The sequence below is a fragment of the Bradyrhizobium sp. AC87j1 genome, from assembly GCF_002936975.1.
GTDB lineage: Bacteria > Pseudomonadota > Alphaproteobacteria > Rhizobiales > Xanthobacteraceae > Bradyrhizobium > Bradyrhizobium shewense.
Genome location: NZ_PTFE01000025.1, coordinates 64,637 through 85,252, shown reverse-complemented (window position 1 = coordinate 85,252; position 20,616 = coordinate 64,637). Strand labels below are relative to the sequence as shown.

The 20,616-nt window shown below is 64.0% G+C and carries 22 protein-coding genes; 13 read left to right on the top strand and 9 right to left on the bottom strand.

From position 1 onward, the window contains the following. Positions 1-464: 464 nt before the first annotated feature. Entirely contained in the window at positions 465-1,382 is a 918-nt protein-coding gene (locus CV770_RS15720) for a dioxygenase family protein (protein WP_104462953.1), read from the bottom strand. Positions 1,383-1,540: 158 nt separating this feature from the next. Between CV770_RS15720 and CV770_RS15715 the strand changes: the two genes are divergently transcribed. Beyond that, on the top strand, positions 1,541-2,815 hold the full coding sequence (locus CV770_RS15715; RefSeq protein WP_091965692.1) for a serine hydrolase domain-containing protein: 1,275 nt from the start codon (positions 1,541-1,543) through the stop codon (positions 2,813-2,815). 52 nt (positions 2,816-2,867) lie between these two features. On the opposite strand, the gene CV770_RS15710 is transcribed toward CV770_RS15715, so the two are convergent. The 4 genes from CV770_RS15710 to CV770_RS15695 all read right to left on the bottom strand — a co-directional run bounded on the left by CV770_RS15710 (position 2,868) and on the right by CV770_RS15695 (position 6,377). Continuing rightward, positions 2,868-4,187 (bottom strand): TRAP transporter large permease, encoded by a 1,320-nt coding sequence (locus tag CV770_RS15710; protein ID WP_091965691.1) that lies wholly within the window; start codon positions 4,185-4,187, stop codon positions 2,868-2,870. Further along, complete coding sequence (locus CV770_RS15705) at positions 4,184-4,699, bottom strand: TRAP transporter small permease (RefSeq protein WP_091965690.1); 516 nt, start codon at positions 4,697-4,699, stop codon at positions 4,184-4,186. The genes CV770_RS15710 and CV770_RS15705 overlap by 4 nt, the downstream gene beginning before the upstream one ends. An 84-nt stretch (positions 4,700-4,783) precedes the next feature. Beyond that, the gene (locus CV770_RS15700; protein WP_018322778.1) at positions 4,784-5,782 is read right to left on the bottom strand and encodes a TRAP transporter substrate-binding protein; all 999 of its coding nucleotides are present in this window, start codon (positions 5,780-5,782) and stop codon (positions 4,784-4,786) included. Positions 5,783-6,143: 361 nt separating this feature from the next. Continuing rightward, positions 6,144-6,377: a hypothetical protein gene (locus CV770_RS15695; protein ID WP_104462952.1), complete on the bottom strand. Its 234-nt coding sequence runs from the start codon at positions 6,375-6,377 to the stop codon at positions 6,144-6,146. A 137-nt stretch (positions 6,378-6,514) separates the two neighbouring features. Between CV770_RS15695 and CV770_RS15690 the strand changes: the two genes are divergently transcribed. The 8 genes from CV770_RS15690 to CV770_RS15655 all read left to right on the top strand — a co-directional run bounded on the left by CV770_RS15690 (position 6,515) and on the right by CV770_RS15655 (position 13,526). After that, entirely contained in the window at positions 6,515-6,859 is a 345-nt protein-coding gene (locus CV770_RS15690; protein ID WP_091965688.1) for a DUF1236 domain-containing protein, read from the top strand. A 300-nt stretch (positions 6,860-7,159) separates the two neighbouring features. Continuing rightward, positions 7,160-8,617 carry a sensor histidine kinase gene (locus tag CV770_RS15685; protein WP_104462962.1) on the top strand — a complete coding sequence of 486 codons (1,458 nt, stop codon included), beginning with the start codon at positions 7,160-7,162 and terminating at the stop codon, positions 8,615-8,617. A 168-nt stretch (positions 8,618-8,785) separates the two neighbouring features. After that, positions 8,786-9,607 (top strand): FadR/GntR family transcriptional regulator, encoded by an 822-nt coding sequence (locus tag CV770_RS15680; protein WP_091965687.1) that lies wholly within the window; start codon positions 8,786-8,788, stop codon positions 9,605-9,607. Between the two features lie 150 nt (positions 9,608-9,757). After that, complete coding sequence (locus CV770_RS15675) at positions 9,758-10,579, top strand: ABC transporter permease (RefSeq protein ID WP_091965686.1); 822 nt, start codon at positions 9,758-9,760, stop codon at positions 10,577-10,579. Then, the gene (locus CV770_RS15670; protein ID WP_091965685.1) at positions 10,576-11,382 is read left to right on the top strand and encodes an ABC transporter permease; all 807 of its coding nucleotides are present in this window, start codon (positions 10,576-10,578) and stop codon (positions 11,380-11,382) included. The genes CV770_RS15675 and CV770_RS15670 overlap by 4 nt, the downstream gene beginning before the upstream one ends. Further along, positions 11,379-12,137 (top strand): ABC transporter ATP-binding protein, encoded by a 759-nt coding sequence (locus CV770_RS15665; RefSeq protein ID WP_028143059.1) that lies wholly within the window; start codon positions 11,379-11,381, stop codon positions 12,135-12,137. The genes CV770_RS15670 and CV770_RS15665 overlap by 4 nt, the downstream gene beginning before the upstream one ends. Then, positions 12,134-12,466, top strand: coding sequence for a hypothetical protein (locus CV770_RS15660; RefSeq protein WP_104462951.1), 333 nt, complete (start codon positions 12,134-12,136; stop codon positions 12,464-12,466). The genes CV770_RS15665 and CV770_RS15660 overlap by 4 nt, the downstream gene beginning before the upstream one ends. A gap of 4 nt (positions 12,467-12,470) precedes the next feature. Beyond that, on the top strand, positions 12,471-13,526 hold the full coding sequence (locus CV770_RS15655) for an ABC transporter substrate-binding protein (protein ID WP_104462950.1): 1,056 nt from the start codon (positions 12,471-12,473) through the stop codon (positions 13,524-13,526). Between the two features lie 57 nt (positions 13,527-13,583). Here the strand turns inward: CV770_RS15655 and CV770_RS15650 are convergent, their stop codons facing one another. Together CV770_RS15650 and CV770_RS15645 are read right to left on the bottom strand one after the other, a co-directional pair. Beyond that, complete coding sequence (locus CV770_RS15650; RefSeq protein WP_104462949.1) at positions 13,584-14,315, bottom strand: cytochrome c biogenesis CcdA family protein; 732 nt, start codon at positions 14,313-14,315, stop codon at positions 13,584-13,586. 206 nt (positions 14,316-14,521) lie between these two features. Further along, positions 14,522-14,788 (bottom strand): hypothetical protein, encoded by a 267-nt coding sequence (locus CV770_RS15645; RefSeq protein WP_028143063.1) that lies wholly within the window; start codon positions 14,786-14,788, stop codon positions 14,522-14,524. 481 nt (positions 14,789-15,269) lie between these two features. Here CV770_RS15645 and CV770_RS15635 point away from each other — a divergent pair, with 481 nt between their 5' ends. The 4 genes from CV770_RS15635 (at position 15,270) to CV770_RS15620 (ending at position 18,205) form a co-directional block, all read left to right on the top strand. After that, complete coding sequence (locus CV770_RS15635) at positions 15,270-16,319, top strand: LysR family transcriptional regulator (protein WP_091965680.1); 1,050 nt, start codon at positions 15,270-15,272, stop codon at positions 16,317-16,319. A 29-nt stretch (positions 16,320-16,348) separates the two neighbouring features. Then, on the top strand, positions 16,349-16,720 hold the full coding sequence (locus tag CV770_RS15630) for a helix-turn-helix domain-containing protein (protein WP_020608151.1): 372 nt from the start codon (positions 16,349-16,351) through the stop codon (positions 16,718-16,720). A 272-nt stretch (positions 16,721-16,992) separates the two neighbouring features. Further along, positions 16,993-17,814, top strand: coding sequence for an enoyl-CoA hydratase (locus CV770_RS15625; RefSeq protein ID WP_104462961.1), 822 nt, complete (start codon positions 16,993-16,995; stop codon positions 17,812-17,814). A 103-nt stretch (positions 17,815-17,917) separates the two neighbouring features. After that, a complete protein-coding gene (locus CV770_RS15620; protein WP_028143066.1) occupies positions 17,918-18,205 on the top strand; it encodes a hypothetical protein in 288 nt (95 codons plus the stop codon). 65 nt (positions 18,206-18,270) lie between these two features. Here CV770_RS15620 and CV770_RS15615 read toward each other — a convergent pair whose 3' ends face one another. Beyond that, complete coding sequence (locus CV770_RS15615; protein WP_104462948.1) at positions 18,271-19,350, bottom strand: isocitrate/isopropylmalate dehydrogenase family protein; 1,080 nt, start codon at positions 19,348-19,350, stop codon at positions 18,271-18,273. 135 nt (positions 19,351-19,485) lie between these two features. Next, entirely contained in the window at positions 19,486-20,553 is a 1,068-nt protein-coding gene (locus CV770_RS15610) for an alcohol dehydrogenase (RefSeq protein WP_028143068.1), read from the bottom strand. Between the last annotated feature and the right edge of the window lie 63 nt (positions 20,554-20,616).

Below are 20,616 nucleotides of genomic sequence, written 5' to 3'. Positions count from 1 at the left end.
GCCGCAATCTGAGTATTGGACGCGGGTCGGCTTCCCTGCCAGAACCGCATCAGGAGATCGGCGATGTTTCTCATGGCGTACTCTCTGCACCAACCATGGCAATAAGCATCAATTGAGCGGCAAAGCGCCCGCTCCTTCGGGAGAAGGGCCGGCGGGAGCTACGCCGCCGGCCTTGTCCCGCAACTGCCGGCTCGCAGGGCCGGTTCCGTTGCTTTTCACTCTGGATGCATCGGTAACACCAAGCACTCGGTCGGCGCCATCGCGCGCAGGTATGAAGTGACCATACCTAGGTAGACTTGGGTGGTGACTCGGGATCAGTCGACCAAGTGTCGGTTTAATCGCTGGTAGGTTGACGACTTCCGTGGATGGCTCAACTCCGAACGCTGAGGTCCGTTATTGTGCCGCTATCAGAAACACAGCGGACGTCGTACGCGCCCGGAGTGCCGCGGCATCCCGGCCGACCATCAGACCCGCTCCACAGCCTTCACACCGAGCGGCGTCGGCGCCATGCCGCCACCGGGCTTGAGGTGGAATTCGTAGGTCATCAGATGCCACTGACCGTTCGCCTTGGAGCCGTCAGGCATCGCGGGATCGTTGCGCGGCTCGACCTTGGCGACGAGATCATCCTTGACCCCGAACACCACGTCGGAATCCAGATATTTGTCGCCGTCCATGAAGACGTGCGTGATCAGCGGCTCGTATCCCTTCGCGTTGACCAGGAAGTGCACATGCGCCGGGCGCATCGGATGACGCTTGGTCTGCACGATCATCTCGCCGACCGGGCCGTCGGTCGGGATCGGATAGCTGCACGGCAAAATGGTACGGAAGAAGAAGCGGCCGTCGTTATCGGTGATGAAGCGCGCCCGCGCCGAAGCGCCGACCTCGTCATAGTTCGGCTTCTGGGAATCGTAGAAGCCGTCGTCATCGGCATGCCAGACGTCGACGGGGACATTGGCCAGCGGCTTGCCCTGGAGGTCGGTGACGCGGCTCTGCACGAACATCCGCTCACCGGTTTGATTGTTCGGCGAGATGTCGGTGCCATGCGCGGTCACCTTGTGCTCGCCGACATAGAACGGGCCGAGCACGGTGGTCTGGGTGGCGCCCTCGCGGTCGCGGTGGTTGACCGCGTCGACCAGCATGGAGACACCGAGCACGTCGGACAGCAGGATGAACTCCTGGCGGGTATCGGTGCATTTCTGCCCGGTGCGGGTCAGGAAATCGATGGCGTGGTCCCATTCCTCGAAGGTGAGACCCGTCTTGCTCACGTAATCGTGCAGCGACTTCACCAATTCCTGGAGCAGGAATTTCGCGCGCGGATTGGGCGTGCTGTCGAAGCTTTTGACGACGGCCTGGGTGAGATCAGTCTCGTTGAACTGGGTCATGATGGTTTGCCCTGCGTTTTCTCATTGGCCCCGGGGGGCCTGGAGGCGTTCCAGGGGCCAGCCTACACCAGTCGGCCCGCTCGCGTTAAGCGCGAGCGGCTTGGAATGGGGCCGTCATTTGGCTATCAACGGATCGACAAAACTGCCCGGAGGAACTGATGCTCGCCCCCACCCCCGCCTCGCCCGAATCCGTCGGCATGTCCAAGGCCGCGCTCGACCGCATCGATGCGCATCTGAGGAAACGGTACATCGATGCCGGCCGCTTCCCCGGCACGCATCTTCTGGTCTACCGCCGCGGCAAGGTCGCGCACAGCTCGCTTCAAGGCTTTGCCGACGTCGAGCGCAAGCTGGCGGTCAAGGACGACACCATCTACCGCATCTATTCCATGACCAAGCCGCTCACCAGCGTCGCCTTCATGATGCTGGTCGAGGAAGGCCTGGTCGCGATCGACGAGCCCGTCGCCAAATTCATTCCGGAATGGAAGGATCTCGGCGTGTTCGTTGCCGGCAACTCGCCGGCCTTCCTGACCCGTCCGCCGTCCCGGCCGATGCTGATCGTCGACCTCCTGCGCCACACGTCCGGCCTCACCTACGGCTTCCAGCAACGCTCCAATGTCGATGCCGCCTACCGCGCTGAAAAAATCGGCGAGGTCGAGAAGTCGGGCACGCTCCAGACCATGATCGAGGCGCTTGCCAAGATCCCGCTGGAATTCTCGCCGGGCGAGGCCTGGAACTATTCGGTCTCGACCGACGTGCTTGGTTACCTCGTCGGCAAGATCTCGGGAATCCCCTTCGAGCAATTCCTGAAGCAACGCATTCTCGACCCGCTCGGCATGACCGACACCGATTTCCACGTCCCGGCCTCCAAGGCGCATCGCTTTGCCGCCTGCTATTCCGCCGATCCCGGCGGCGGCATGACATTCCATGCCGGACAGCGGCGCGAGGGCCTGACGCTCCAGGACGATCCGGCAACGAGCTCATTCCTGTCTCCGCCCTCCTTCATCTCGGGCGGCGGCGGCCTCTGCTCGACGGTCGCCGACTATCTCACCTTCTGCCGCGCGCTTCTCAACGGCGGCGAGCTCGGCGGCGTCAGGCTGATCGGGCCGAAGACGCTGGCGCTGATGACGAGCAACCACATTCCGGGCGGCGCCGCCCTGCCCGAAGTGTCGCGCTCGCTGTTCTCCGAGGCCACCTATAACGGCATCGGCTTTGGCCTCGGCTTCGCGGTGACCATGCGCCCGTTCGAGACGCTGATCGCCGGCAGCCCCGGCGAATACAATTGGGGCGGCGCGGCCACGACCTCGTTCTGGATCGATCCGGCCGAAGAGCTGATCGCGATCTTCATGACGCAGGTGCTGCCGTCGAGCGCCTACCCGATCCGGCGCGAGCTGCGCAGCATGGTCTACGCCGCGATCACCGAGAGCAATCTGTAACCAATCCAACCGATCCCGCGGCCCACGGCCGCGGGATCGCGCCATCAGACGCTCATTTGAGCATCTCCGGCACGATCAGACGCGGCAAGAACAGCGACACGCTTGGCCAGACGATGACTGCCGCGAGCACGAGCAGCATCGGAATCAGCATGATCACCGTATCCTTCAGAGCATAGCGCAGTCGCACGCCGGCGATCGAACAGGCGATCATCAGACACAATCCGTAGGGCGGCGTCACCAGTCCGAAGGCCAGCGATACGATGGAAATGATCGCGAACTGGACGGGATGGAGATCGACAGACTTGGCGAGCGGCTCCAGCACGGTACCGACGATGACGATCGCCGGGATGGCATCGAGGAAGCAGCCCACCACCAGAAAGCAGAAGGAGATGAAGAAGCCGGCCGCAACAGCGCCCATGCCCCATGTCGAGACATTGGCCAGCAGTTCCTGCGGGATCTTGTAGTAGGCGAGCAGCCAGCCGAACGCACTTGCGGTGCCGACGCAAAACAACGCCACGCCGGCAAGGCGCCCGGTGTCGAGCAGGGCCTTGTACAGTTCGCGTATCCCCGTCTCGCGATAGAAGAACGCGGAGAGCGCGACGGAATAGAGCACCGCGACGCAGGCGGACTCGGTTGCGGTGAACCAGCCGAGCAGAATGCCCCCAACGATGATGAAGGGCGTCATCAGCGCCGGAATTGACTTCCAAATAGCGCATCGCATCTCGACCCAGCTTGTCTTCGGATAAGTCGGGTAGCCGCGGCGCACCGCATAGACGTGCACCGTCGCCATCTGCGCGCCCGCGATCAGCAAACCCGGCACGATGCCGGCCAGATACATCGCCGCAATCGAGGTCGAGATCAGCCCGCCCCACACGATCATGAGGATCGACGGCGGGATGATCACTGCAAGCACCGCTGAGACCGCGGTGATCGCGATCGAAAACGAGAGGTCGTAGCCCTCCTTGGTCTGCGCATCGATGAAGATCTTGGACTGGCTCGCCGCGTCGGCGGTGGAGGAGCCCGAGATGCCGGCAAAGAACACCGACAGCACGACGTTGATTTGCGCCAGCGACCCCGGCCAGTGCCCGACCATCGAGCGCGACAGCGCCACCAACCGGTCGGTGATGCCGCCGATGCTCATCAGGTTGGCCGTCAGCAGGAAGAACGGCACCGCGAGCAGGATGAATGAATTGTAGGCGTTGAAGGTTTCCTGCGCGAGCATCATCATCGAGAGATGCGGCTCGATCAGCAGAATCGGCACGCAGGCAAGGCCGAGCGCGAAGGCGACCGGCACGCGCACGATGAGCAGGCCGATGAAAACCCCGAACAGCACCATCGCGGCCTGTCCGGCAGAGAGTACATTGCCGCTCATCGCTCTGCCCCAACCAGAATGCGCATTTCATCGATGATCTGTTCGCCCGCAAAGACGATCCACGTCACGCCGGTCACAGGCCAGGCGACGTGAATCAGCCAAAGCGGCAGATCGGCCAGCTCTGAAGTCCTGTTCCAGGCAAAGCGGGTGAACTCGAGGCCGGCCGATACGAACACCAGCGCCAGCGCCAGTATGCCGAGCCGCGCGAGGATTCGCACCGCGGCCTCCGACCGCCGCGACAGGTCAGGCCACACATCGACCTCGAAATGCTGCGCTTCGCGCACGCCGACCATGGCGCCGATCATGATAGTCCAGACGAACAGGAAGCGCGCCATCTCCTCCGTCCAGATGTAGGACGGAATGAAGGGCGTGTAGCGTGAGATGATTTGCAGCGTGACCGGAACAACCAGGACGCCGACACAGGCGGCCAGCAGGAATTCCAGCAGCTTCGCATAGGCCGCCGATACGCGGCGCCACAGCGACGGTGTGGACGGGACGGGCATTTCAGACATTGGGGCTCCGTGCAGCGGCTCATCCGCCAGCGCCGGGCAAGAAGCGGGGCTTGCCCGGAGATGCTGTCGGCGGACGCAAAGACCTCAGACGACGTTGATCTTCTCGAAAATGCCCTCCGCACCGATTTCCTTGGCGTAGGTGGCCATCACGGGGTCGGCAAGCTTCTTCATGGCGTCCCGCTCCTCGAAGGGAACGCGCTTGAGCTTGCCGGCCTTCTCGAGCGTGTCGAGCTTGACGACCTCTTCGCTCGACTCGAGCTGACGGCCGTAGTCGCCGGCCTCCTTGCCGGCCTTCATGATCGCATCCTGCAGCTCCTTCGGCAGGGTCTTCAGCGTCTTCACCGAGAAGCAGATCGGCCGGATCGACACGGCGTGCTGGGTCAGGTTGAGATGCGGAGCGACTTCGTAGAACTTCATCGCCTCGACGCCGGCCGCCTCATTTTCGCCGGCCGATATCACGCCGTTCTGGATCGCGTTGTAGATCTCGTTATAGGCGATCACCGTCGGGCTCATGCCGACCGCCGCAAAGGTCTTCGACCAGATCGGCGCGCCCTGCACGCGAACCTTGAGTCCCTTGAGATCGGCGAGATTCTTAAGTGGCTTGTTGGCGAAGATGTTGCGGATGCCGCCGCCGGAATAGCCGATCAGGACGACCTCGGCCTTCGCCGCGACTTCATCGGCGATCGGCGCCAGGATATTGGCTTCGACGACCTTGTTCATGTGCTCGATGCCCTTGAATACGAAGGGCGCATCGATGAAGGGGGCCGCCTTGGCGAAGGTCGACATGTGAGCCGGCGAGACGATGCCGTAATCGACCGCCTTGCCCTGCGACATGTACTCGAAATACTGCTTCTCGAGGCCGAGCGAGGAATTCCTGTGCAGGGTGAAGTTGACGGGCTTGCCGTAGTACTTCTTCACCAGCTCCTCGAACCGGAGCAGTGCCCGGTTGAAGGCGTGGTCGTCGTTGAACTGGACCGCGCCGTTCAGCGAGATCGGCGCTTGCGCCCTGAGGATCGACGGCATCCCAATCGTAGCCGCCGCAGTGGTCGCACCGATACCAGCGAGAAATGACCTTCGCTTCATCGTCTCCCCTCCCTTTGATGCTCCGGCCCTGTAGCCGGGCCGTGAGCGCAGCCGGAAGCGTATGAAAAACGTCGGCCGGACGGAAGTCATTTCGCGTGCGCTGGAGGTACTCTTCGTCGCAGGGCTACGCCCGGCACACCTGCTGCACTGCAACTCGCGCCCCTGACGGCGCGGGCAGGCCATGGGCACAGTCGCACTCCCGGAGGAGGCCGGCCACGAGCGGACCTGTGCGCTGCACGCACGGACCCGCTCACCCGCTGCTGCTGGCCTAGTGCATATGCCCGATCAGATAGATGCCGCCGCCGATCACCAGCACGGCCGGTACGGCCCACAAGATCAATACCGGCATTTGTCATCCTCCTCAGTTTGACGTGCAGACCTTCACGGTCTTCATGCCGCTTTCGGCTTCGGTCCGCGATTTGTAGATCGCGCCCGACGGGCTGACGACGGTCATCGACGTGTCCGTCGGCTTCTTGTCGACGACGGTGCACTTCTTCGTCTTGACGTCCTGTACGACGTAAAACTCGTCGGCCGCGAACGCCGGCAGGGACAATGCAGCAAGCATCAACGCTGCAGTCGCTATTCTCAGCTTCATTTTCTTCCTCCTCCAATCGCCGGCCTTCCCGCCCGGCTCATTCAAAACGGGAAAAACTGGCAATTTGTTCCTGGGTGTTGGAACGCTGTGCACGATGAGATGTTGTTGCGGCGCTTATTCTCGTGAGGAGGACAAAGATGAAGAAGCTGCTCTTGCTATCCGCCGCGGCTGTTCTGATCTCGACCGGCGCCTTCGCGCAATCCACCGTGGTGACCACCACCGGAACCGGTCACGCGGCAGCGGTTCAGATCGAGCCGCAATACCGGACCAGGATCAAATCCTACGTCACCGAACATCACCTTCGCCCGGTCACGACAAAGGAAAAGATCATCGTCGGCGCGACCGTGCCGAGCGACGTCGAGCTGGAGGCCGTGCCGTCCGATTGGGGTCCCTCGCTCACCAAGTATCGCTACGTGTACTCCGGTGATCGCGTGATGCTCGTGGACCCCGGCTCGCGCACAGTGGTTCAGGAAATCGATTGATCAAGTCGTAAGGCGGCCGTATTGAAGGCGGTCGCCTGCCCGGACTTGACCGCGTGACATCGCATCGAGAGGCCCCGGAACGCCACTCCTGACCGCACTCCGCATGAGCTGAAGCGCGGACATCCCGGACTGCGCTGCAATCTCGTTGCTCGCCATCTGCGAAAAACATGGCGCTGCGCAAGTCCCGCACGTATGGTCTGCCCAAAATCATAATCCGGCGCCGCTGCGCCGGAACCGGGACGCCCGCGTTTGTCAAAGCTCACCCTGCCGGTCCGGCTCGCTCTTCTGGTGACGGGAACGATGTTGCCGCTGATCGTCTTTGCGGTCGGCATTGTGTTCTACAATTACAAGCAGGATCGAAGCGACGCGACCCGCCGAGTGCTGGAGAACGTGCGCAGCATGCGCCTCGTGCTCGACTCCGAAGTGCAGCGGATGACCGGCGGCTTGCAGGTCCTTGCACTGACGAATTCGCTGCGCAACGACGACTTCCAGAACTTCCGCCGCATCGCGCTCGGCTTCGTTGAGCAATATGGCAAGGGCGGGCTGGTGCTGATCTCCGATCGCAAGGGCCGGTTGCTGTTCTCCTCCGCAACGGAAGACACCGCAAGCCTGCCGCCACGCGGCCATCTCGAGATCATCGAAAAGGTATTTGCGACCAGGTCGCCGCAATATTCCGACCTGTTCACCGGCGCGATCAACGGGCGGCAGGTGCTCACTGTCGAGGTTCCGGTGTTCCGCGACGGCGAGGTGATCTACGACCTCTGCTTCAGCCCACCGATCAGCATCTTTCAGGAGCTGGTGGAGAAGCAACGGCCCGACCGGCTCTGGACCGTGACTCTGCTCGACACCAAGGGCATCGTGTTTGCGCGCGCGCCGAACCCCAGCGAGACCTTTGGCAAGCGCGCCTCGCCCTCGCTTTATGCCGAGATGTTTCGCCGCAGCGAGGCATCGCTCCCGACGGTGTCGCTCGACGGCGTCGCTCTGGCCGCGGCCTACACACGATCACAGCTGACGGGCTGGACGATCGCCGCCGGCGTCGACGAAAGCTCACTGATCGCGCCGCTCTGGCGCAACATCGCGATCACCAGCCTGATCGGCGGCATCCTGCTGCTGACCGGCCTGACCTTCGCGGTCAGGATGGCGACCACGATCGCGCGCGGCGAGATGCTGCACAATCTCCTGATCGATGAGCTCAACCATCGGGTCAAGAACACGCTGGCCTTGATGCAGGCGATCGCCGTGCAGACCTTCCGCAGCGCCAGCCGAGACGAGCGGACGAAATTCGAGGGACGGCTTGGCGCACTGGCCGAAGCACATAATTTGCTGAGCCAGGAGAAATGGGCGGGCTCTGAGCTGCGGGAGGTGATCGCCCGCGCGCTTCAGCCGTTCCTGATGAACAGTCCCGACCGCATCCGCATGGCCGGACCCGCCGTGCCGCTGTCGCCGCGGCTCGCCGTGGTGCTGTCGATGATCGTGCACGAGATCGCCACCAACGCCGCGAAATATGGTGCGCTGTCCAACGAGACCGGCCGGGTGACGCTGGACTGGGAGATCATCGCCGATGCTCCGAAACCGCGGCTGCGCCTGATCTGGACCGAGATCGGCGGACCGCCGGTGACCGCGCCGGTACAGCGCGGCTTCGGCTCGCGCCTGATCGAGCGCAGCGCGCGCGACCAGCTCGGCGGCGAGGCCACCGTCGACTTCCTGCCGCGCGGCGTGGTCTGCACGGTTGTCTGTACGCTGGACGAGGCGCGGTAGCCGCCCCGGGCCTGGCGCCATATCGCAGCGCAATACAGCCTTCCTGCGACAATTGCGCTCGCCCCACGCAATCATCCGATGTTAAACATCGGATGATTGTGAAGCTGCCGGCGAGCGGCCAAGACAAAATGAACCGGCCGCGACAGGCCGGCGGGGAGAAACAAACCGGTGGCAAGAGCGCGGCCGAGCCCAGCCGACAAACTGATCAAGCCCGGCCGCATCCGCGCCGTGCTGACGACGCTCGGCCGCGAGATCGCCCAGGATCTCATTCCCGTCGGCACCACGCTGCCGCCGGAGCCGGAACTCGAAGCCCGTTTCGGCGTCGGTCGCGGCGTGGTGCGCGAGGCGATCAAGACTCTCGCCGCAAAGGGCCTCGTCAGCGTGCGGCCGCGCCACGGCACGCAAGTGCTGCCGCGCCACGAATGGAGCCTGCTCGATCGCGACGTGCTGAGCTGGCTCGTCGGCCAGGACGAACCGGATCGCGACCTCTTGCTCGCAATCCAGGAGGTGCGCTCGATCATCGAGCCTGCAGCCGCAGCGCTTGCGGCCGAACGCGCAACCAGGAACGATCGCTGGCGGATCGATACGGCCTTGGCCGCGATGCAGACCGCTAAGGACCAGGCCAGCGCCCTCGCGGCCGACAAGGCCTTTCATCTTGCCATCCTGGATGCGACGCACAACCCGGTACTGCAGGGCTTTCGCAGCGCGATCGACACCATCCTGAGCACCGTCTTCACCGTCGCCGTCGGAAGCCCCGGCGGCTGGTTCAAGGATAATTTGCCGAACCACGTGGCGGCGGCGCGGGCTATCGAGAGCGCCAACCCCGAGAAGGCGCGCGCCGCGATGGAACGCCTGCTCGGCTACACCCGATTGAAGCTCTCGAACCGGAAGACGGTCATCGCCGCGGCAACTCGCAAAACCGACGGGTCGACCGTGCGCGCGGCCAGGACGTCGAGCGTCAAGAGCAGGAGGAAACGTCGTGGACCGTGACAGGAAGGGCTCGCCCCACATCCTCGCTCCGCCCGGGATCGCGGTCGTGGCAACCGACGGGCAGCCGCGATCGCGCGAGACATGGTTACGACGTCAGGAATGATCAGCGTGAAATGCCGGCACAGGCATAGCTGAACGCAGGGAGGTCAAATGCAGGTGACGGGCAGTCTGAAAGGTCGATCGTCGCGATTGATCCGCAGCGTCAATTCGCTGGCGGGCGCTGCGATGTTCGTCGCGCCGCTGCTTGCGCTGGTAGCGATCTGGGCGATCGTCGTTCCGCTGTTCAACGTCAATCCGCGCGTGTTTCCATCGGTCGGTGCGGTCGGCGCGGCCGCCATGGAGTCGATCCGCGACGGCACGCTGTTCTCCCATGTCGGCGCCAGCCTACTGCGCGTTGGCCTCGGCACGCTGATCGGCATCGCCACCGCCGTGCCGCTCGGCATCGCCATGGGCGTGAGCCCGACGGTGGCCGCCCTTCTCACGCCGCTGTTCCGCTTCTTCTCGGTGCTCGCCGGCATCGCCTGGATTCCGATCGCGACCTTGTGGTTCGGCTACGGCTTCGGCGCGATCGTCTTCGTGATCTTCAATGCCGTGTTCTTCGTCGTTGCCTACAACACCCTGCTCGGCGTCAGGACCATTCCACACACGCTGCGCAATGCCGCCGCCTCGCTCGGCGCGGGCCGCTGGGCGTTGCTGACCGAAGTGCTGCTGCCGGGCGCGCTGCCCAACATCGTCACCGGCATCCGCACCGGCCTTGGCTTTGCCTGGCGCGGGCTGATCGCCGCCGAGATGATCGCGACCAATGTCGGGCTCGGCTACATGCTGTTCGTCGCACGCGATTTCTACCGCACCGAGGTGATCGTGTTCGGCATGATCGTGATCGGCGTGCTCTGGCTATTGATCGACCGTCTGCTGCTGGTCCCGCTGGAACGCGCGACCATCGAACGCTGGGGCTTGGTGAGGCGCGCATGAACCTGCTGCTGCAAATCTGGGGCGGCTACACCCGCCTGACCCGGCGCTGGCCGGGGATCGCCGCCATCATTCCCTTCATCCCGGTGCTCGCGCTGTGGACCGTGGTCAGCGAGGCCGGGGTGTTTCCGCGCGCGTTCTTCCCCGGCCCCGCCGACGTGGTGCGCGCGTTCTTCACGCTCACCTACAAGGGGATCCTGCCCGACTATCTCCAGGACAGCCTGATCCGGCTCGCAACCGGCGCCGCCGTCGGCATGGCGCTCGGCATTCCCTTGGGCATCCTGATCGGCACGAGCCGCTGGGCACACCGGATCTGCTGGCCGGTGCTGCTGTTCTTCCAGGCGATCGGCGACATTGCCTGGCTGCCGATCCTCTTGATCTGGTTCGGCTTCGGACTGACGACGATGACATTCGTCATCGTCTACACCGTGCTGTTCCCGGTCGTGCTCAACACCGTGCTCGGGGTCGAATCCGTGCCGCGCGACCTCGCGCGCGCCGCCCTCAGCCTCGGTGCCTCGCGCGCGCGGGTGCTCTGGGAGGTGACGCTGCCGGGGGCGCTGCCCAACATCATCACGGGCCTGCGCAACGGCCTCGGTTATGGCTGGCGCGCGCTGATCGCGGTCGAGATGATCGTCGGCACGTCGGGCATCGGCTTCATGATGTTCGATGCCCGCCGCGCCGGCTCCACCGTCGAGATTCTGCTCGGCATGATCATTCTCGGATTGCTCTGGTACATCGTGGACGCCTGGGTCCTCGCGCCGCTCGAGCGCGTGACCGGCCAACGCTGGGGATTGGTGACATCATGAAGACGCTTTCGCTGCGCAATCTCGGCAAGACCTATTTCGATCCTTACGCAGGCGCGCATGTCACCGCCGTTCACGACGTCTCGCTGGACGTCGAGCCCGGCGAGTTCATCTCGGTGGTCGGCCCGTCCGGCTGCGGCAAGACGACGATCCTCAACATGATCGCCGGCTTCATCCCCTATTCGAAGGGGGACATCCTGCTCGACGGCAAGCCGGTGCACGGGCCCGGCCCCGAGCGTGGGGTCGTATTCCAGTCGTTCGCGCTGTTTCCCTGGAAGACGGTGCTCGACAATGTCGGCTTCGGCCCGAAGATGCGCGGCGTGCCGAAGGCCGAGCGCGACCGCATCGCGCGCGAATATCTCGCGCTCGCGGGGCTGTCGCACGCGGCGCACCGCTATCCAAACGAGCTCTCCGGCGGCATGCAGCAGCGCGTCGGCGTGGTGCGCGCACTCGCCAACAATCCCGACGTCCTGCTGATGGACGAGCCGTTCGCCAGCGTCGACGCGCAGACGCGCATGACGCTCCAGGAGGAGCTGACTCGGATCTGGCAGGAGCGCAAGCCGACGGTGATCTTCATCACCCATGACGTGCCCGAAGCGGTGTTTCTCGCCAACCGCGTGGTCGTGCTGTCGAAGGGACGCGTGCTGGACGAGATCGCGGTCGACCTGCCGCGTCCTCGCGTCTGGGACGACCTCGTCAAGGACGACCACTTCAAGCAGCTCTCGGCGCGCGTGCTCCAGATGGTGCGCGCGGCATGAGCATCGCTTCCGACGCCCTGCGCTCGCCCAAGGGCCGCATCGTGCTCGGCGCGATTGCCGCGTGGGCGCTGTTTCAACTCTGGTTGACGGTTGCCGCGCCGGGAAAGATCTCGCCGGAGCTCACGGGCACATCGGAAAAGGTGAACGTGCAGATCGAGCTGCCGTTCACGCCGGAGCGCTTCCACGTGCTCGCATTCCAGCAATATGGACGCGTCTCGGGAACGGACGAGCATTCGATCGAACTACGCGGCGTCAAACGAACGGACCTCAACGCCGTCGCTCGCCCCTATTGGGTGACGGCGGTGGGGCCGATAAAAGAGGGAGGCTGAGAATATGAAACGACTCTTGCTGCTCGGAATCGCGCTCTTGGCCGGCATGGTGCCGGTGAGCGCCCAGACCCCGACGAAACTGAAGGCCGGCATGGTCACCGGCATCGACCAGATCGGCCTGCCGATCGCACTCGAGCGCGGCTTCTTCGAGAAGTACGGGCTCGATGTCACGATCGCACGCCCCTACGCGACCGGCGTCGATGCGCTGAACGCACTGCAAGCCGGCGAGAGCGAGATCGTGCAGGTCGGCGTGCCCATGATCGGCGCCGTGCTGCGCGGCATGGACCTTGTCGCACTCGGCAATTACAGCGGCAACGCCACCAAGGCCGGCTCTGATGCCACCATGGCGATCATCGCGCGCGAAGGTTCAGGCATCGTCAAGGGTGACCTGTCGACGCTCAAGGGCAAGAAGATCGCGGCCTCCTTCGGCACGATCAATCACCTCTACATCCTGGCGACGCTGGAGAAGGCCGGGCTGAAACCCGATGACGTGACGCTGGTCAACACGCCGCCGCCGGACATGACCGTCGCCCTGCTCGCCAAGGGTATCGACGCGTTCTCGGGCTGGGATCCCTGGCCGATCGTTGCAGGCAAGGATGTGCCCGGCGCGGTCGAGATCATCAGGGGCGGCGACGTGATCTCCTATATCGGCTTCAACGTCGCGCTTCGCCCCTGGGTGCAGGCCAACGGCGAGACCATCGAGAAATTCCTCGCCGCGGTCTCCGAAGCCGATCAATGGATGCGCAAGAATCCGAAGCAGGCGGCGCAAGTCGCCACACGCTGGATTCCGGGCCTCAAGCAGGACGTCGCCGAGGCTGCGATGCAGTTCAACATCCAGCAGGCGGACCGCCGGCTGTCGGCGAACAATTACCGCGCGCTGTGGAGCGCCGAGGATCGGCTCTCCCGCCTCGGGATCCTCAAATCGACCTTTGACGTCAATGCGCATATCGAGCCGAAGCACATTCTCAAGGTCATGAAGGATCGTCCCGAACTGTTCGCCGATCTGCCGCCGATCCCGGAGACGGCGGCGATCTCGCCGGGCTACGTGTTCAAGCCCTGAGCAACCGCACACGGGGACGCCGGCGCGATCAGCGCGCCGGCATTTCCGGATCACGCCCTACCCGATGGTCTGCAGCGCCGGAAACGTCTCCAGCAGCCAGATGCTCACATTCGAGACCGCGCCGGTGAGAAAGCCGATGCCGGTGATCACCATCAGGACGCCCATGGCGCGCTCGACATTGACGAGATGTCCCTTCATCCGCGCGAACAGTGCGGAGAACTGCTCGATCATCAGCGCGGCGATCAGGAAGGGAATGCCGAGACCGGCCGAATAGACCGCGAGCAGCCCTGCGCCCTTCGTGACCGTGGCCTCAGCGGCGGCGATCGAAAGGATCGCGGCGAGGATCGGGCCGATGCAAGGCGTCCAGCCGAAGGCGAAGGCGAGCCCCATGATGTAGGCGCCCCAGAGACCGACCGGTTTGGGGATCGGCAGCCGTCCCTCGCGCATCAACAGGCCAATGCGCGTCAATCCGAGAAAGTGCAGGCCCATGATGATGATGACGATGCCGGCGAGGATCGACAGCTCCGCGGACCAGGCACGGATCAGCCCGCCGACCAGCGAGGCGCTGGCGCCGAGCGCGACGAACACCGTGGAGAAGCCGAGCACGAACAGGAGCGCCGACATCATGATCGCGCGCTTGGAGGCCGAGCCCGGCTCGTCGCTCTCGACATGCTCGATCGTGGCGCCCGTGAGATAGACCAGATAGGGCGGGACCAGGGGCAGGACGCAAGGCGAGAGGAAGCTGACGAGGCCGGCAATCAGCGCCGCCGGGATCGAAACATTTTGCATGATGCCGTCTGAGCCATCTCAGGCACCGGTGCGGCGCGCCGGGAATGCGCGCGGCCAGGAGCCGAACCGGCTCTGGTGTAACCGATGCCGGAAAATGCGCAACAGAGGCGCACAAAACCAGGGCTCCTCCCGATGCCGCCTGCGATCACAGGTGCGGCATCGGGACGCGCACAAACCTCGCCAAAAAGCGAGATTCGGCGGCGCGGCTACTTCACCACGCGGAGCAGCGGACGCCGGGGCTGGTCCTGCGTCTGCTTGGAAGGGGACGGCGGCTCGCTCGCAGCGCTCCGCAGCATTTCGTCGCACAGTGCCTTGAGATCGGCACTGTCAATTCCTTTGAGTTTCATCCTGACGTCGAGGATGACAATGGACAGCAGTTCGGCCGACTCACGGCTGTCGCACGCGTTGAGAACCCTGCGGCACCCCTCGAGCGTTTCCAGCACCGACTGCAACTGTTCGTCTGAATGCGACACCGGCGTTCTTTCCGTTAATTCGGCCTGCGAGACGTGTTGGTGACGACCCCTTCGGCCCCCATGGAATACGGAGGATAGCACGAGGCCACAGCGCCTCTGAACCTGATTTCAGTGGGTTTCTGCCGCGAAACCGCGGTTCCGGCTAACATCGCCGCGCTGCGCCGTTGGCCATGGTCGAAACGGTCCGAGAGCAAACGCCCCGCGCGCTGTGATTGATCCATTGAGAGAGATGGCGCCGGCTTTCGCGCAAGCACACTCATTGCCGACAGCGCCTGCAATCCCGCAGCCATTTCACGGCTCGCAACGGCACTCACGCCACACCCCTCATCCGGGCAATGGCCTGCCCGATTCCCAACCCTTGGCAGCACTCAGATACCACCCACCGGTAGTAAGGATGACGTTCAAAACTTATCATCCCCCAACCCGCAGTGGTTGTGGTTTGCGCCAGATTCTGCCAGTTTAGCTAACCGAAGGGACTTGTATGCACTCCTTGGCGGAAAGGGGCGTTCCTGTGGCGGAACGCCCAAAGACAAATCTCAGCGGCCTCTCGGATTGGGATGCGGCCCGCATTTTCCTTGAAGTCGTCCGATGCGGAAGTTTCCGATCGGCGGCCGAGCGCCTGTCGCTGTCGATCAACGCCGTGCGCCGGCGAATCGACGACTTCGAACGCCAGACCGGCACCACACTGTTCACCCGTGACGTCCATGGCACCCATCTCACCGATGAGGGCGCGCTGGTGGTCTCCGCCGTCGAGCGCATGGAGGCCGCCACCTTCGACGTGCTGCGCGCCAGCGATTCGATGGCCAACGCCCTGTCCGGCGAGGTGCGAGTCGCCGTCACCGAGGGGCTCGGCACGTTCTGGCTCGCCCCGCGCCTGGTTGAATTCCAGCACGCCTATCCGAAGATCCTGGTCGACCTGCATTGCGCGATGCGCTCGGCCGACGTCTCGCGCCACGAGGCCGACGTCGCCATCCATTTGTCGCGTCCCTCGGCGCTCGACATCAAACTGGTGCGGCTAGGTCGCATGCACCTGATGTTCTGGGCCTCCGAGAAATACATCGAGAAGCATGGCGCGCCGCGCTCGGCGGCGGAATTGATCAAGCATCGCCTGGTGCTGCAATTCGCCGACCAGCTTGCCGCCAAGGAATCCTTCGAGAGCTTCTTCCCGGGCGTATCGGAACGTGACCTTCTGGTCATGAAGACCAACGTCTCAAGCGCCAACTACTGGGCGGTCGCGAATGGCGCCGGCATCGGCGTCTTCCCGAGCTACGCCATTGCTCTTGGCGGGAAGTTGATTCCACTGGAGGTCGAGTTGAACCGACCGCTGGATATCTGGTTGTCCTACCATCCCGGTAGCGGCCGTATTCCGCGCGTGCGGCACATGATTGATTGGCTGATCGAAGCTTTCAGTCCGGCTCGCTTCCCGTGGTTTAAGGAAGAGTTCGTGCATCCGCATGAATTCAAGGACTCGTATATGGGCGAACCCCTGACCCAGCTCTTCGGGGGATTTTCAACCGAAGAACAAAGGTGAAAACGAAGATGAAAGCAGCGGCGAAAAGAATGAAGCAGCGCAGTGCTGGCAAGCCGGACATCGAGCTTGGCAAGCGGATTCGTCTGCGGCGCGTCGAGATGAAGATCTCGCAGGCCGAGCTCGGCGAGAAGCTCGGCGTCAGCTTCCAGCAGGTCCAGAAATACGAGAAGGGCGTCAATCGCGTCGGCGCGGCTCGTCTGCAGCAGATCGCTTCCGCCCTCGACGTGCCCGTGACCTTCTTCTACGACGGCGACAATAAGGCGCGCGAAGTCGAGAGCCTGCTGTTCCTCGATTCGGCCTTCAGCCTCCGCCTGCTGCGCGCCTACAGCAAGATCAAGGACCAGACCGTGCAGCGTCAGCTGGTCTCGCTGATGGAATCGATCGCGGCGAACGAGAGCTGAGACCGGTCGACGGTCTGGCCTTTGCGGCCGATCTTCAATCCGCCGCGTCGCGGGGACGCGGCCGGATTGAACGATCATATTCCGGCTCGCGCGCTTGCGCGCGGCCTTTGCGGGGCGGCACGACCGCCCCTTTTCTTTGCGCGCGCGACACTCGGGACGACGCGCCATGCAATCCCGGTACAGGCGGATGCAGACTCGCCCACCCTGCCGCGGTTGACCCCGGAAGCGCCAGCGCAGCACATTGCACCTCGCACATGACGAGCGAGCGCGCGATGTCCGACATATTCAGCACAACCGGTACACCCTACGCGGACGGCAAGATTCTCCAGCACACCACCGAGGGCGTCGGCGTGATCACCTTCAACAATCCCGACAAGCGCAACGCGATGTCGCTGGAGATGTGGGAGGGATTTGGCGAGGCCTTGACGAGCCTGCGCGACGACGAGACGGTGCGCGTCGTGGTCCTGCGCGGAGCCGGCGGCAAGGCCTTCGTCTCCGGCGCCGACATCAGCCAGTTCGAGAAGACCCGCCATAACGCGGCAGCGTCCGAGGAATATGCCAGGCGCAGTGCCGCCCAGCGCGCACTGCTCGCAGACTATCCCAAGCCGACGATTGCCTGCATCGAGGGCTTTTGCCTCGGCGGCGGCATGCAGGTCGCGATGCTCGCCGATATCCGCATCGCCGCGCACGGCAGCCAGTTCGGCATTCCCGCGGCCAAGCTCGGCATCGCCTATGGCTTCGACGGCCTGCGGCACCTGGTGTCGCTGGTCGGCCCGTCCTGGGCGCGGCTTCTGATGTACACGGGCATGCGCATCGATTCCGCCGAAGCGCTGCGCATTGGCCTTATCGAGCGCGTGTTCCCGGTCGACGAGCTCTGGGGCGAGACCATGACGATTGCCGAGACGATCTCGCAGAACGCCCCGCTCGCGATCAAGGCCGCCAAGATCACCATCGCGCAGGTGCTGAAGGATGAGAGTCAGCGCGACATGGACGCGATCAAGGCGATCGGCAATGCCTGCATGGATTCCCGGGATTTTCTCGAGGGCCGGCAAGCCTTCATGGAAAAGCGCAAACCGCAGTTCCAGGGGCGTTGAAGCTGAACCGACGTTCACGAAGATTAAATTCCTCGTGCAGCTCCGCGCGCTAGCAACCAGTTGATCTGACGAAAGTTCTCCCGCCACAACGAGGGAGATCGCGATGACACTGAAATCTGCTGTTCTTGCTCTGGCTGCCATCGGCGGTGTGGCGCTCGCGTCGGGCGAGGCGCTCGCAGCCATGCCGAATGGCATCCCGCAGGCGGACAAGATTGCAAGCGGTCCGGCCGCTGACGTCGATCAGGTGCGCTGGGTGTGTAACCCCTGGGGCCGCTGCTTCTGGCGTCCGAACTATTACGGCGCCTACGGCTATTACGGCGGCCCGCGACGCTTCTACGGCCCGCGCCCGTGGGGCTGGGGCCATCGCCACCACCATTGGCGCCGCTGGTGAACGACAAAGGGGCCGCGAGGCCCCTTTTTCTTTGAGATGAACTGGCGCCGCGGCTCGACTGCTTCTCAGAGCGCCGCGAGCACCGCTTTCGTGATATCCGCGGTGCCGTTGCTGCCGCCGAACTCCATCGGCTTGATGCCGCCCGCATAGACCTGATCCACCGCACGCTCGATCGTCTCGCCGGCCTCCGCCGCGCTCTCGACGCCGTGCTTGTCGGCGAGCCAGTCCAGCATCATCGCCGCCGACAGGATCATGCCGGTGGGATTGGCCTTGCCCTGCCCCATGATGTCGGGCGCGGTGCCGTGGCAGGGCTGGAACACGGCATATTTGTCGCCGATGTCCGCCGACGGCGCCATGCCGAGGCCGCCGATCAGGCTCGCAGTGATGTCGGAGACGATGTCGCCGAACATGTTCTCCATCACCATCACGTCGAAATCCCAGGGACGCTTCACCAGCATGGCCGAGCAGGCATCGACATAGAGCCGATCGGTCTTCACGTCGGGATGCTTCTTGGCGATCTCGTCGAAAATGCCGCGAAAAAACGCGAACGCCTTGAACACGTTCGCCTTGTCGACGCAGGCAAGCGCGCCGGGCTTGCCGCGCGCCTTGCGCCGCTCGGCGAGGCGAAACGAGAAGTCGAACAGGCGCTCGGATGTCCTGCGTGTGATCACCATGGTCTCGCGCGCGTCCTCATCGGTGACGACGCCCTTACCCATCGAGGCGAACAGGCCTTCGGTCGATTCCCGGATCACGACGAGATCGATGCCGCGCGCATCAGCGCCGACGATCGGGCTCGATACGCCCGGAATAAGACGCGCCGGTCGCACGCCGGCATAGAGATCGAAGATGAAACGCAGCTCGATCTGCGGCGCGATCTCGGTATTGTCGGGGTAGCGCACCGACGGCAGGCCGCAGGCGCCGAGCAGGATTGCGTCCGCCTCCTCGCACAGCTTGATGGTCGAGTCAGGCATCGACTTGCCGGTGGCGAGATAATTGTTGGCGCCGGCAGGTGCCTCGGTGAAGCGGAAGCGCAAATCCGATTTCTGCTCGATCTTGCGCAGCACCTCGACGGCCGGCGCCATAACTTCGGGACCGATGCCGTCACCGGCGAGCACGGCAATGTGGAAGGCGTTGTTTGCGGACATTTAAGGCCTCAAGGACAGGAGCTAGCCAAGTCGCCATTGCGAGGAGCTCTTGCGACGAAGCAATCCAGACTGTGTCCGCGGAGGGACTTCTGAATTGCTTCGCTGCGCTCGCAATGACGGCGGAGAGAGTGTTCGCTACGGCGTCAGCACCGTGCGCCCGACCACCGCGCCCTGCTGCAATTGCACCAGCGCGTCGTTGGCCTTGGCGAGCGGTGCGGTCGTCACCGGGATCGGGGGCACCTTCTTGGTGCGGACGAGGTCGAGCAATTCCTGCGTCTCGCGCAAGTTTCCGACATAGCTGCCCTGGATCGTCACCGCCTTGATCGGAATCAGCGGCAGCGCCCAGGTTGCGCCGCCGCCGAACAGGCCGACGATCACGAGTTTGCCGCCCTTGGTCAGGCAGTCGAATCCAAGCTGCGTCGTCGCGGCATTGCCGACGAGGTCGATCACGGCACGGATCGGCCCGCCCGCTTTCTTGGCGAGTTGCTCCAGCGCATCCGGCGCCTTCGGGTCGACGGTGGCAAGCGCGCCGGCCTTCTCCGCCGCCTCACGCTTCCTGGCATCGATATCGACCATGATCGCGCCCTTGCCGCCCATGGCTTTCAAGAGCGACAGCGCCATCAGGCCGAGCCCGCCGGCGCCGAACATCACGATCGGCGTGTCGAAATGCTGCTCAACCTTTTTCAGCGCGCTGTAGGTGGTGACGCCCGAGCAGGCATAGGGCGCGGTCGTTGCGGGATCGAGTCCCCTGAGATTGAGCAGATAGCGCGGATGCGGCACCAGCATGTGATCGGAATAGCCGCCGTCGCAATAGACGCCGAGCGAGCGCGGCGTCAGGCACATGTTCTCGTCACCGGCGAGGCACGTCGCGCACTTGCCGCAGCCGATCCAGGGATAGACCAGCCCGACATCGCCGAGCTTTAGGTCGCCCTGGTCTGTCGGTTTCACGTCAGGGCCAAAGGCCAGGATTTCGCCGACCGTCTCGTGACCCATGGTCAGCGGCAGATTGATGCCGCGGTCCTTCAGCGACAGCGGCTTGCGGCCATGGCCGAGATCGTAGCCGCCCTCCCAGATGTGGAGGTCGCTGTGGCAGACGCCGGCGGCCTTCACCTTGATCAGCACCTGCGTGCCCGAGGGCTGCGGCGTCGCCTCGTCGAACTCCTGCAGCGGCGCCTTGAAATCGGCGACCTTGAAACTCTTCATCGGCGTTCTCCCGGCATGCTTCTCGTTGTCGCGCCACCATGCCATGGCCGGCGAGGCGAGACA

Coding starts and splice junctions, on each gene's coding strand:
- CV770_RS15685 (WP_104462962.1), top strand. CDS start 7,160: ATGTTGCCGCTGATCGTCTTTGCGGTCGGCATTGTGTTCTACAATTAC.
- CV770_RS15700 (WP_018322778.1), bottom strand. CDS start 5,782: ATGAAGCGAAGGTCATTTCTCGCTGGTATCGGTGCGACCACTGCGGCG.
- CV770_RS15710 (WP_091965691.1), bottom strand. CDS start 4,187: ATGAGCGGCAATGTACTCTCTGCCGGACAGGCCGCGATGGTGCTGTTC.
- CV770_RS15650 (WP_104462949.1), bottom strand. CDS start 14,315: ATGCAAAATGTTTCGATCCCGGCGGCGCTGATTGCCGGCCTCGTCAGC.
- CV770_RS15620 (WP_028143066.1), top strand. CDS start 17,918: ATGACACTGAAATCTGCTGTTCTTGCTCTGGCTGCCATCGGCGGTGTG.
- CV770_RS15655 (WP_104462950.1), top strand. CDS start 12,471: ATGAAACGACTCTTGCTGCTCGGAATCGCGCTCTTGGCCGGCATGGTG.
- CV770_RS15695 (WP_104462952.1), bottom strand. CDS start 6,377: ATGAAGCTGAGAATAGCGACTGCAGCGTTGATGCTTGCTGCATTGTCC.
- CV770_RS15630 (WP_020608151.1), top strand. CDS start 16,349: ATGAAGCAGCGCAGTGCTGGCAAGCCGGACATCGAGCTTGGCAAGCGG.
- CV770_RS15675 (WP_091965686.1), top strand. CDS start 9,758: ATGCAGGTGACGGGCAGTCTGAAAGGTCGATCGTCGCGATTGATCCGC.
- CV770_RS15670 (WP_091965685.1), top strand. CDS start 10,576: ATGAACCTGCTGCTGCAAATCTGGGGCGGCTACACCCGCCTGACCCGG.
- CV770_RS15635 (WP_091965680.1), top strand. CDS start 15,270: ATGCACTCCTTGGCGGAAAGGGGCGTTCCTGTGGCGGAACGCCCAAAG.
- CV770_RS15715 (WP_091965692.1), top strand. CDS start 1,541: ATGCTCGCCCCCACCCCCGCCTCGCCCGAATCCGTCGGCATGTCCAAG.
- CV770_RS15615 (WP_104462948.1), bottom strand. CDS start 19,350: ATGTCCGCAAACAACGCCTTCCACATTGCCGTGCTCGCCGGTGACGGC.
- CV770_RS15610 (WP_028143068.1), bottom strand. CDS start 20,553: ATGAAGAGTTTCAAGGTCGCCGATTTCAAGGCGCCGCTGCAGGAGTTC.
- CV770_RS15720 (WP_104462953.1), bottom strand. CDS start 1,382: ATGACCCAGTTCAACGAGACTGATCTCACCCAGGCCGTCGTCAAAAGC.
- CV770_RS15625 (WP_104462961.1), top strand. CDS start 16,993: ATGTCCGACATATTCAGCACAACCGGTACACCCTACGCGGACGGCAAG.
- CV770_RS15665 (WP_028143059.1), top strand. CDS start 11,379: ATGAAGACGCTTTCGCTGCGCAATCTCGGCAAGACCTATTTCGATCCT.
- CV770_RS15660 (WP_104462951.1), top strand. CDS start 12,134: ATGAGCATCGCTTCCGACGCCCTGCGCTCGCCCAAGGGCCGCATCGTG.
- CV770_RS15705 (WP_091965690.1), bottom strand. CDS start 4,699: ATGTCTGAAATGCCCGTCCCGTCCACACCGTCGCTGTGGCGCCGCGTA.
- CV770_RS15690 (WP_091965688.1), top strand. CDS start 6,515: ATGAAGAAGCTGCTCTTGCTATCCGCCGCGGCTGTTCTGATCTCGACC.